Here is an 11,090-nt window from a genome sequence, read left to right as displayed (position 1 = left end):
CTCCCCGCGCTGGTCTTCCCCGCGCTGGTCTTCCCCGCGCTGGTCTTCCCCGCGCCCGGTCCGGACCTCGGCGATGATCGGCTGGGCGACCGCGAACGCCCGGTTGGCCGCGGGCACGCCCGCGTACACGCCGACCTGGAGCAGCACCTCGCCGATCTCGTCCGGCGAGAGGCCGTTGCGCAGCGCCGCCCGCACGTGCATCGCCAGCTCGTGCTCGTGCCCGAGCGCGGCCAGCACCGCGAGCGTGACGCACGACCTGGCCCGCCGCTCCAGGCCCGGCCTGGTCCACACCCCGCCCCACGCGTAGCGCGTGATGAAGTCCTGGAAGTCGGCGGTGAACGCGTCGGTGCGCGCCTCCGCCCGGTCCACGTGCTCGTCGCCGAGCACCTCCCGCCGCACCCGCGCACCTTCCTCCCGGCTCACAGGTGCGCCTCCAGGACCCGCACGACCTCGTCCGCCGCCTCCACGTTCGCCAGGTGCGCCCCGTCCACGACGTGGAAGGAGGCGCCCGGCACCGCGTCGGCGATCGCCCGCCCGCACGACGGCGGCGTGGCCTCGTCGTGCGCGCCCGCGACGACCGCGGTGGGCGCCTCGATCGCGGGCAGCACGGACCTCAGGTCCAGCGCCGCCAGCGCCTCGCAGCAGGCCGCGTAGCCCTCGTCGTCCACGGCGGCCAGCCCCGCCTCGAACGCGGGCGCCACGTCCGGGCGCGCCGCGCGGAACGCCGGGGTGAACCAGCGGCGCACGACGGCGGGCGCGAGGGACGCGGTGCCGGACGCCCGCACGACCGCCGCCCGGTCCAGCCACGGCCGCGAGGAGGTGAACGCGGCCGCGGTGCAGCACAGCACCAGCCGCTCGACCCGTTCCGGCGCGTGCCCGGCGAGCCACATGCCGACCATGCCGCCCAGCGACACCCCGCAGTACGACACGCGGGGCAGGTCGAGCGCGTCGAGCAGCTCCAGGACGTCCTCGGCGAGGTCGTCGACGCGGCAGGGCCCCGGGCGCGACGGGCTGCCGCCGTGGCCCCGGTGGTCGTAGCGCAGCACCCGGAACCGGGCCTCCAGCGCGGGCAGCTGCGGTTCCCACAGGGCGGTGGTGGTGCCCAGGGCGGGGCCGAGCACGACGACCGGCCCGTCCGGTCGCCCGCTCAGCACGTGGTGGAGCGTCACGGTCGTCCCCTCTCCCGGTGCGCCGCGAGGGCGCGGTCGACGAACTCACCCGCGCTGCCGACGTAGCCGGCGGGGTCGAGCGCGTCGTCGACCTCCTTCTCCGACAGGCCGATCCGCAGGTCGGCGAGCAGCGCGTCGCGCAGCGGCAGGCCGGCCGCGGCGGCGGTGCGGCACACCTCGGCCACCAGGTCCTGCGCCTCGGACCGGCCGATGCGGGCGGCCAGCCGCACGGCCACGTTCTCGGCCATCAGCAGGCCGCCGGTCAGCTCCAGGTTGCGGCGCATCCGCTCCGGGTCGACGCGCAGCCCGGACAGCAGCTCGCGGGTGCCGCGCACCGCGCCGCCGACGAGCCTCAGCAGCTCCGACACGGTGTGCCACTCGCTGTGCCAGGCGCCCGCGGCCCGCTCGTGCTCCTGCGCCATCGCGGACAGCACGGTGGCGACGAGGCCGGGCACGCGCCGCGTGCAGGCGGTGACCAGCACGGCGCGCACCGGGTTGTGCTTGTGCGGCATGGCCGACGACGTGCCGCCGTCGCCCTCGGCCACCTCGGCGACCTCGGTCTGCGCGAGCAGCACGACGTCCAGCGCGATCTTGGCCAGCACGCCGGACACCTCGCCCAGCGCGCACGCCAGCTCGGCCACCCGCGTCCGGTTGGTGTGCCACGGCACGACCGGCGCGACCAGGCCCAGCTCGGCGGCCAGCTGGTCGGTGAGGTCGCCGCGCGGGTCCTGCACGGCGGCCAGCGTGCCCGCCGCGCCGCCGAACTGCACGGCCAGGCGGGTGGCGCGCACCCGTTCCAGCGCGGCCTCGGCCTCGTCGACCGCGACGAGCCACCCGGCGCACTTGAGCCCGAACGTGGTGGGCAGGGCGTGCTGGGTGAGGGTGCGGCCGGCGATGAGGGTGCCCCGGTGCCGCGACGCGAGCCGCGCGCACTCGTCGGCGACGCCCCGCAGCCCGGACAGCAGCGGCCCCAGGGCGCGGTGCGCCACCAGCGACATCGCGGTGTCCATCACGTCCTGGCTGGTCGCGCCGTTGTGCACGGCGGCGCGTCCCTCGGTGGTGACGTGCGCGCCGATCGCGCGGACGAGCGGCACCACGGGCGTGCCGGAGGTCAGGGCGCCCTCGCCGAGGGCGACCGGGTCGTAGTGCCCGACGTCGATGGCGGTGACCACCATCCGGGCCGCCTCCTCGGACACCAGGCCGGCCCTGGCCTGCACGATGGCGAGGGCGCGCTCGAAGTCCAGCATGGCCCTGAGCCACGCCCGGTCGCAGACCTGCGCCTCCACGTCCGGGTCGGTGAACAGCGGGCCCCACAGGGAGCGGACGCCGTGGTCAGAGGTCGAAGAAAACGGTTTCATGCTCCCCTTGCAGGTGGATGTCGAAGCGGTAGCCACCGGGGACGCTTGCGGCGATGAGCGTGTCCCGCGCGGCGGGGTCGTCGATCGAGGTGAGCACCGGGTCGGCGGCGTTGGCCTCCTCGTCGGGGAAGTAGGTGCGGGTGACCAGCCGCACCAGCATGCCCCGGCAGAACACCGACACGTCGAGGTGGGGTGCCTCCGGCGGGCCGTCCCCGGCCGGGAGCGGTCCCGGCTTCACGGTGAACACGCCGAAGCGGCCGTCGGGGTCGGTGGCGCTGCGGGCGAACCCCCGGAAGTCCGCGCGGGCCACGGCCCCGCGCGGGTCGTCCGGGTGGTCGAACCGGCCGTCCGGGTCCGCCTGCCACGTCTCCACGACCGCGTCCGGCACCGGCGCGCCCGCGCCGTCGAACACCGTGCCGGTCACCCAGAACGCGCCCGGCGTGCCCTCCGGCACGACGTGCGGGCCGTCCTCCCACACCAGGCCGTGCCGGAAGAACGGCCCGACGGTCTGCGACGGCGTCGTCCACAGCTCACTCATCGTCGTCCTCCTCCTCCAGCGGGGTGGGGTTCTTGCCGCGCAGCACGATGTCCCACCGGTAGCCCAGCGCCCACTCGGGCACGGTCGTGCCGAGGTCGAAGCGGGCCACCATCGCCTCGCGGGCCCTCGGGTCGCGCACCGAGTTGAAGATCGGGTCCTGCTCGAACAGCGGGTCGCCCGGGAAGTACATCTGGGTGATCAGCCGCTGGGTGAACGCGGTGCCGAACAGCGAGAAGTGGATGTGCGCGGGCCGCCAGGCGTTGTCGTGGTTGCGCCACGGGTAGGCGCCGGGCTGGATCGTGGTGAACGAGTAGCGGCCCTCCCCGTCGGTGACCGTGCGGCCGACGCCGGTGAAGTTCGGGTCCAGCGGCGCGGGGTGGCGGTCGCCGTCGTGCCGGTACCGGCCGGCGGCGTTGGCCTGCCACACCTCCAGCAGGGTGCCCGCGACCGGCCGGCCGTCGCCGTCGAGGACGCGGCCGGACACGATGATCCGCCGGCCCTGCGGCTCGTCGCCGTGCCCGGCGGTGAGGTCGTTGTCGTGCGCGCCGACGCGGCCCTCGCCGAGCAGCGGGCCGGTGACCTCGGTCAGGCGCTGCGGCAGCAGCACGAGCGGGCGGTGCGGCGTGCGCAGGACGTTCGACCGGTACCCGGGGAAGTCCAGCGGCGGCTGGGACCGCGCGTCCCGCCGGTAGGTGTGGTGCGGAGTCGGCACCGCGCTCTCCTTCGTCGTCGTGCCGGGCGCCGGGCGCCGGTCCACCGGCGGCGACGTGCGCGGAACGCTATTGAGCGGGTCCACCGGGGGTCAACGGGTCCTTCCGCTCACCGGAAGACCTGCTCCGGGACCCGCGCGACCGCCGCCAACGGGGGTCCCGGGAGCACGCGTCCGGAGTGGACGGTGGCACGGGGGTGCGGCGGGTGGCGCTCAGTCCTCGGCCTGGAGCACCAGCAGCGTCAGGTCGTCGTGCTCCGCCGCGCCGAGCCAGCCGAACACCACGTGCCGCAGGTGCTCGGCCACGGCCGCGGCGGGGCGGCCCGCGCAGTCGGCCAGCGCCCGCCTGAGCCGGGCGTCGCCGAACAGCTCCTGCCGGTCGTCGCCCTTGCGCGCCTCGGTCACGCCGTCGCTGAACAGCAGCAGCGTCTCCCCCGGCGCGAGCAGCACGGTCGTCTGCTGGAACCGCACCTCGGGCAGCACGCCGACGATCCCGCCGTGCACGGCGATCTCCTCGACCCGCCCGTCCCGGCGCAGCACGAGGGGCGCGGGGTGCCCGCCCGCGGCGAGGCTCAGCCGCAGGCCGCCCGCCTGCACGGGGACGACCGTGCCGACCACGACGGTGGTGAACAGCCGGCTGCCCGCCGCCCGCAGGGCCGCGTTGAGCAGGTGCAGCAGCTGCGCGGGCCGCTGCTCGACGAGCAGCAGCGTGTGCAGGCTCTGCCGCACCCGGCCGCTGTGCACGGCGGCCTCCAGGCCGTTGCCCGCCACGTCGCCGAGCGCGAACGCCGCGCTGCCGTCCTCGCGCGGGTGCACGTCGTAGAAGTCGCCGCCGATCATCGCGGTCCGGTGCGCGGGCTCGAACACCCCGGCCAGCCGGACGCCCGGCACGTCCGGCAGCGGCGCGGGCAGCAGGTTCGCCCGCAGCACCTCGACGGTCCGCTCCCGGTCGGCGAACCGCGTGCTCACGTCCACCGCCGCCGACGCGCGTTCGGCGAACCGCCTGAGCAGCTCCAGGTCCCGCCGGCCGAAGCACAGGAGGGCGCCGCCGCCGGTCATCCGCACGGCCACGCCGTCGCCCGACCCGCCCCACGGGCCGTCATCCGAACAGGTGATGTCGGCGTGCTCGACGAGACCGTCCAGGACGGCCTCCAGGCCCGGCGCGCCCGCCACGGCCTGCCGTGCCGTGCGGGCCACCGCCACGTCGCCGGCGGGGGTGCGCCGCCACCACTCCAGCCGGCCGCGGCGGCCCGGCAGCACCACGACGGTGCGCTCGGCGGGCGCCGTCTCGACGACGGCGCGCAGCACGTCGGCCCGGTCGGTGAGCACGGCCAGCCGCCGCACGGCCCGCTCCACGTGGTCCTCGGACCTCTCGTACCAGGCCGTCCAGCCGTCGCCGAGGTCCTGGCGGCGGCCGTGGGGGGCGGACAGCACGGAGCCCGGCCGCGCCTCCGGGAAGAGGACGGCCGCGAGGGGGTTGACCAGCCGGACGACGCCGTCGCGGTCGAGCACGACCACGGCTTCGCGGAAGCCGTCGACGAGACGGCGCCACGCGTCGAGGTCGAGGCCCGTGTCGGCGCCTTGCCGGTAGCCCTGGGCCATCACGGCTCCTGTGTGTCGGGTCGACCCAACCTATCGGACAAGCCGACCCCAACAGTGGCAGGCTTGGCGCAGTTCCGCTGACATCGGAGGCTCGAGTGACGACCGCCCAGGACGACACGGACGTGACCCTGGCCCGCCTGCTCACCGCGATGCGGGAGATGAGGGACGGCAACTTCCGCCGTCGCCTCGTCGTGCCCAAGGCGGACGGCGTGGGCGCAGAGCTGGCCGAGGTCTTCAACGAGATCGCGGAGCGCAACCAGTGGCTGGTCGGCGAGCTGGTGCGGGTGCGCCAGTCGGTCGGCCAGGAGGGCAGGCTGGGCGAGCGGCTCGCGCCGAGCACCGGCACGGTGGGCTGGGAGATGGCCGCCGACGCGGTGAACGGCCTGATCGACGACCTGACCCGGCCGACCGCCGAGCTGAGCCGCGTGCTCGCCGCGGTCGCCGAGGGCGACCTGTCGCAGGACATCGAGGTCGACGCGCGCGGCGACGTGGCCACGCTGGTGCAGAGCTTCAACTCCATGACGGACACGCTGCGCACGTTCGCGGGCGAGGTGACCCGCGTGGCGCGCGAGGTCGGCACCGAGGGGCGGCTCGGCGGCCAGGCCCAGGTGCCCGGCGTCGGCGGCACCTGGCGCGACCTCACCGACTCGGTGAACTTCATGGCGGACAACCTGACCAAGCAGGTGCGGTCGATCGCCCAGGTCACCACGGCCGTGGCGCAGGGCGACCTGACGCAGAAGATCACCGTGACGGCGGCGGGCGAGATGCTGGAGCTGAAGGAGACCGTCAACACGATGGTCGACCAGCTCTCGTCGTTCGCCGACGAGGTCACCCGCGTGGCCCGCGAGGTCGGCACGGACGGGCGCCTGGGCGGCCAGGCCCAGGTCACCGGGGTCGCCGGCACCTGGCGCGACCTCACCGACAACGTGAACTCGATGGCGAACAACCTGACCAGCCAGGTGCGCAACATCGCCCAGGTGGCGACGGCGGTGGCCCAGGGCGACCTGACCCAGAAGATCACCGTGGACGCGCGCGGCGAGATCCTCCAGCTCAAGTCGACCATCAACACGATGGTCGACCAGCTCTCCTCGTTCGCCGACGAGGTCACCCGCGTGGCCCGCGAGGTCGGCACGGACGGACGCCTCGGCGGCCAGGCCCAGGTGCCCGGCGTCGGCGGCACCTGGCGCGACCTCACCGACTCGGTGAACTTCATGGCGGGCAACCTCACCGACCAGGTCCGCAACATCGCCCAGGTCACCACCGCCGTGGCGCAGGGCGACCTGTCGCAGAAGATCGACGTGGACGCGCGCGGCGAGATCCTCCAGCTCAAGACGACGATCAACACGATGGTGGACCAGCTCTCCTCGTTCGCGGCCGAGGTGACGCGCGTGGCGCGCGAGGTCGGCAGCGACGGGCGGCTCGGTGGCCAGGCCCAGGTGCCCGGCGTCGCCGGGACCTGGCGCGACCTCACCGACTCGGTGAACTTCATGGCGGGCAACCTCACCGACCAGGTCCGCAACATCGCCCAGGTGGCGACCGCGGTGGCGCGCGGCGACCTGACCCAGAAGATCACCGTCAACGCCCGGGGCGAGATCCTGGAGCTGAAGGACACCATCAACACGATGGTCGACCAGCTCTCCTCGTTCGCCGACGAGGTCACCCGCGTGGCCCGCGAGGTCGGCACCGACGGGCGCCTCGGCGGCCAGGCCCAGGTGCCCGGCGTCGCCGGGACCTGGCGCGACCTCACCGACTCGGTGAACTTCATGGCGAACAACCTGACCGCGCAGGTCCGGTCGATCGCCCAGGTGACCACCGCCGTCGCGCGCGGCGACCTGTCGCAGAAGATCACCGTGGACGCGCGCGGCGAGATCCTCGAACTCAAGTCGACCATCAACACGATGGTCGACCAGCTCTCCTCGTTCGCCGACGAGGTCACCCGCGTGGCCCGCGAGGTCGGCACCGACGGGCGCCTCGGCGGCCAGGCGCGCGTGCCGGGCGTCGCGGGCACGTGGAAGGGCCTCACCGACAACGTCAACGTCATGGCCGACAACCTGTCCACGCAGGTGCGGTCGATCGCCGACGTGGCCACGGCGGTGGCGCGCGGCGACCTGTCGCAGAAGATCACCGTCGAGGCCAAGGGCGAGGTCGCCGCCCTCGCGGACACCCTCAACGGCATGGTGGACACGCTGCGCGCGTTCGCCGACGAGGTCACCCGGGTGGCCCGCGAGGTCGGCACGGAGGGCATCCTGGGCGGCCAGGCGCGCGTGCCGAACGTGGCGGGCACCTGGAAGGACCTCACCGACAACGTCAACTCGATGGCGAACAACCTGACCAACCAGGTGCGCAACATCGCCCAGGTCACCACCGCCGTCGCGCTCGGCGACCTGTCCAAGAAGATCGACGTCGACGCCCGCGGCGAGATCCTGGAGCTCAAGACCACCATCAACACCATGGTCAACCAGCTCTCGTCGTTCGCCGACGAGGTCACCCGCGTCGCCCGCGAGGTCGGCACGGAGGGCAAGCTCGGCGGGCAGGCCGAGGTCGAGGGCGTCTCCGGCACCTGGAAGCGGCTCACCGAGAACGTCAACGAGCTGGCCGGCAACCTCACCCGCCAGGTGCGCGCCATCGCCGTCGTCGCCACCGCCGTGACGGCGGGCGACCTGACCCGGCAGATCACCGTGGACGCGTCCGGCGAGGTCGCCGACCTCAAGGACAACATCAACCGGATGATCGGCAACCTGAAGGCGTCCACCCGCGCCAACCAGGAGCAGGACTGGCTGAAGACGAACCTGGCCCGGCTGTCCGGCCAGATGCAGGGCCACCGCGACCTCAAGGCGATGGCGTCGCTGGTGATGAGCGAGCTGACCCCGCTGGTGTCCGCGCAGCACGGCGCGTTCTTCCTGGTGAACGGCACGTCCGAGGTGCTGGAGCTGACCGCCGCCTACGGCTGGTCGCCGCAGGGCGGGCGGCCCACCCGGTTCGTGCGCGGCGAGTCGCTGGTCGGGCAGGTCGCCGTGGAGAAGAAGACGGTGCTGGTCACCGACGTGCCGCCGGGGTACCTGGAGGTCGGCTCGGGCCTGGGCTCCGCGCCGCCGTCGAACCTGGTGATCCTGCCGATCGTGTTCCAGGGCGAGACGCTGGGCGTGATCGAGCTGGGGTCGTTCGGCGAGTTCACCGAGGTCCACCTCGACCTGCTGGACCAGCTGAAGGAGAGCATCGGCGTCAACGTGAACACGATGCTCGCCAACGCCCGCACGGACAGCCTGCTGGCCGAGTCGCAGCGCCTGACCGAGGAGCTGCGGGCGGGCTCGGTGGAGCTGGAGGCGCGGGCGCGGCAGCTCTCGTCGGCGTCGAAGTACAAGTCGGAGTTCATGGCCAACATGAGCCACGAGCTGCGCACCCCGTTGAACAGCCTGCTGATCCTCGCCAAGCTGCTCGCCGACAACCTCGACGGCAACCTCAACCCCAAGCAGGTCGAGTTCGCGCGCACCATCCACTCCTCCGGCACCGACCTGCTCCAGCTGATCGACGACATCCTGGACCTGACCAAGGTCGAGGCCGGGCACATGCAGGTGCAGACCGACCCGATGCGGGTGTCCGACGTCGTGTCCTACGTGGAGGCGCTCACCTCGCCGCTGGCCGCGGAGAAGGGCCTGGACTTCGGGGTCGTCGTCGAGCCGGACGTGCCGAGCACGCTGCACACCGACGAGCACCGGGTGCAGCAGATCCTGCGCAACCTGCTGTCCAACGCGGTGAAGTTCACCCACGCGGGGGAGATCAAGCTGCGCATCCGGTTGTTCGAGGGCTCGGTGGCGTTCGACGTGCAGGACACCGGCATCGGCATCCCGGCGGAGAAGCTGTCGGTGATCTTCGAGGCGTTCCAGCAGGCCGACGGCACGACCTCGCGCAAGTACGGCGGCACGGGCCTGGGCCTGTCGATCAGCCGCGAGCTGGCGACCCTGCTGGAGGGCAGGCTCGACGTCCGCTCCGAACCGGGCGTGGGCTCGACGTTCACCCTGTACCTGCCGCTGGGCGAGCAGGGCCTCGTGGCGCCGGCGGAGGTCGAGCCGGTGGAGCTGCCCGAGCTGCTGACCCCGGTCGAACCGGCCCCCGAGTCGCTGGTCGCCCCGTCCGAGCTGCCCCCGCCGCCGATGCGCTTCCACGGCGAGAAGGTGCTGATCGTCGACGACGACCTGCGCAACGTGTTCGCCCTGACCAGCGTGCTGGAGCTGCACGGGCTCCAGGTCATCTACGCCGACAACGGCATCACCGGCGTCCGCGCGCTGGAGCAGTACGACGACGTCACGCTGGTGCTGATGGACATCATGATGCCGGAGCTGGACGGCAACGCGACCATGGCGGCGATCCGCGCCATGTCCCGCTACGCCGACCTGCCGGTCATCGCGGTGACCGCGAAGGCGATGAAGGGCGACCGGGAGAAGTCGCTGGCCTCGGGCGCCACGGACTACGTCACCAAGCCCGTGGACACCGAGCACCTGCTGCGGCTGATCGCGTTCTACCTGGGGGTGGAGCAGGACTGAGCGGGCGGGGCCCGGTGTCAGGCGGTGGCGGACTCCACGGTCTCGTGGATGTGCATGACCTCGGTCAGCTCGGTGAGGCGGAACAGCTTGTGCACGGCGGGCTGCAACGACGCCATCCGGAACTCCCCGCCCGTGCCGTCCAGGCGGCGGTGCCAGTCGAGCATCAGCGACAGACCCGTGGTGTCCATGAACGGCACGCCGCTCAGGTCGACCACCACCCGGGCGGCGGTGCTCTCCTCCAGCAGGTCGGACAGGACCGGGACGCTGTCCGCGTCGAGCTCACCCGACACCGCGACGACCGTCCAGCCGCCACGCACCTCACTGCGCACCTGCAACTCCATGGGGCCCGAGCCTAGCCACCCGACCGGGCCCTCGTCGCCACCGACCGCGCGGCACGCCGTCGCTCGACCCGACCAGTAGGTGATCGGGGAGGAGGATGTGCGACGATGCGGTGACGGCCGATCAACGGGAGCGGATGTGCGCAACGAGCCAACGGCGCCGGTGGCCGTGACGCTGCCCGCCTCCGCGGCGTCGTCGGCGCACGCGCGGCAGGTGGTCGCCGACGTCGCGACGGCCTGGGAGCTGCCGGTGGACGTGGCCGAGGACGCGGCGCTGGTGGTGACCGAACTGGTGTCCAACGCGGTCGACCACGCGGTCGGCCCGGTGGACCTGACCCTCTCCCGGACGGCGGACGGCCTCCGCGTCGAGGTGGGCGACCGCTCCCCCGACCAGCCGACCCCCCGGCCGGTGCGGGTCGACTCCTCCCGGGGGCGGGGCCTGATCATCGTGGCCGCGCTGAGCGTCGCGTGGGGCACCGAGCCGACCGCGACGGGCAAGGTCGTCTGGGCGGAGCTGTCGGCCTGACGGTCCCCGGTGGGGTTTCGCGGCCGGGCAGCGGGTTACCCGGTGTGGTGACACCGAGCACCGAGGAGGTCACGTGTCCACCAGTGAGGCCGGTCAAGTGACCGGCACCCAGGACAAGGACTACAACATCATCTGGTTCGTCGAGGCGTGCCTGAGCAACGCGCTGCGCCTGGAGGGCTACATCGCCGACGCCGAGCGGACGGGCGACAGCGAGTTGGCGGCCTTCTTCCGCCGCGCGCAGGCCGAGAGCCGCAAGGGCGCCGAGCAGGGCAAGCAGCTGCTGGCGTCCCGCCTGGCGTAGGTCCCAGG

The 11,090-nt window shown here is 73.5% G+C and carries 10 protein-coding genes; 3 read left to right on the top strand and 7 right to left on the bottom strand.

Annotation, left to right across the window (positions count from 1 at the left end):
* From pcaC to ACR807_RS38755, 6 genes are all read right to left on the bottom strand, one after another.
* A partial coding sequence (gene pcaC, locus ACR807_RS38780) for a 4-carboxymuconolactone decarboxylase (protein WP_438926516.1) occupies positions 1-423 on the bottom strand: 423 nt, incomplete at its 3' end.
* On the bottom strand, positions 420-1,169 hold the full coding sequence (pcaD, locus tag ACR807_RS38775; RefSeq protein WP_438926515.1) for a 3-oxoadipate enol-lactonase: 750 nt from the start codon (positions 1,167-1,169) through the stop codon (positions 420-422). The genes pcaD and pcaC, both read right to left, overlap by 4 nt.
* Positions 1,166-2,527, bottom strand: coding sequence for a 3-carboxy-cis,cis-muconate cycloisomerase (gene pcaB, locus ACR807_RS38770; RefSeq protein ID WP_438926514.1), 1,362 nt, complete (start codon positions 2,525-2,527; stop codon positions 1,166-1,168). The genes pcaD and pcaB overlap by 4 nt, the downstream gene beginning before the upstream one ends.
* Positions 2,502-3,065 (bottom strand): protocatechuate 3,4-dioxygenase subunit alpha, encoded by a 564-nt coding sequence (gene pcaG, locus ACR807_RS38765; protein WP_438926513.1) that lies wholly within the window; start codon positions 3,063-3,065, stop codon positions 2,502-2,504. The genes pcaB and pcaG overlap by 26 nt, the downstream gene beginning before the upstream one ends.
* Positions 3,058-3,777, bottom strand: a complete 720-nt coding sequence (gene pcaH / locus ACR807_RS38760) for a protocatechuate 3,4-dioxygenase subunit beta (protein WP_438926512.1) — start codon at positions 3,775-3,777, stop codon at positions 3,058-3,060. The genes pcaG and pcaH overlap by 8 nt, the downstream gene beginning before the upstream one ends.
* A 210-nt stretch (positions 3,778-3,987) precedes the next feature.
* The gene (locus tag ACR807_RS38755) at positions 3,988-5,376 is read right to left on the bottom strand and encodes a PP2C family protein-serine/threonine phosphatase (protein WP_438926511.1); all 1,389 of its coding nucleotides are present in this window, start codon (positions 5,374-5,376) and stop codon (positions 3,988-3,990) included.
* 95 nt (positions 5,377-5,471) lie between these two features.
* Between ACR807_RS38755 and ACR807_RS38750 the strand changes: the two genes are divergently transcribed.
* Entirely contained in the window at positions 5,472-9,917 is a 4,446-nt protein-coding gene (locus ACR807_RS38750; RefSeq protein WP_438926510.1) for a HAMP domain-containing protein, read from the top strand.
* A 17-nt stretch (positions 9,918-9,934) separates the two neighbouring features.
* Here the strand turns inward: ACR807_RS38750 and ACR807_RS38745 are convergent, their stop codons facing one another.
* Positions 9,935-10,258 carry an STAS domain-containing protein gene (locus tag ACR807_RS38745; RefSeq protein WP_438926509.1) on the bottom strand — a complete coding sequence of 108 codons (324 nt, stop codon included), beginning with the start codon at positions 10,256-10,258 and terminating at the stop codon, positions 9,935-9,937.
* Between the two features lie 136 nt (positions 10,259-10,394).
* Between ACR807_RS38745 and ACR807_RS38740 the strand changes: the two genes are divergently transcribed.
* A complete protein-coding gene (locus tag ACR807_RS38740; protein ID WP_438926508.1) occupies positions 10,395-10,781 on the top strand; it encodes an ATP-binding protein in 387 nt (128 codons plus the stop codon).
* A gap of 73 nt (positions 10,782-10,854) precedes the next feature.
* Positions 10,855-11,082, top strand: coding sequence for a hypothetical protein (locus ACR807_RS38735; RefSeq protein WP_438926507.1), 228 nt, complete (start codon positions 10,855-10,857; stop codon positions 11,080-11,082).
* Positions 11,083-11,090: the final 8 nt, after the last annotated feature.

It is taken from the genome of Saccharothrix sabaoui (genome assembly GCF_051756985.1).
In the GTDB taxonomy this organism is placed as follows: Bacteria; Actinomycetota; Actinomycetes; order Mycobacteriales; family Pseudonocardiaceae; genus Actinosynnema.
Note: the sequence above shows the minus strand (reverse complement) of the source record. Positions and strands in the feature narration are given on the sequence as shown.

Bases quoted from the DNA above. Each gene is read 5' to 3' on its own strand.
- ACR807_RS38745 (WP_438926509.1), bottom strand. From the start codon at position 10,258: ATGGAGTTGCAGGTGCGCAGTGAGGTGCGTGGCGGCTGGACGGTCGTC.
- ACR807_RS38755 (WP_438926511.1), bottom strand. From the start codon at position 5,376: ATGGCCCAGGGCTACCGGCAAGGCGCCGACACGGGCCTCGACCTCGAC.
- pcaB (WP_438926514.1), bottom strand. From the start codon at position 2,527: ATGAAACCGTTTTCTTCGACCTCTGACCACGGCGTCCGCTCCCTGTGG.
- pcaG (WP_438926513.1), bottom strand. From the start codon at position 3,065: ATGAGTGAGCTGTGGACGACGCCGTCGCAGACCGTCGGGCCGTTCTTC.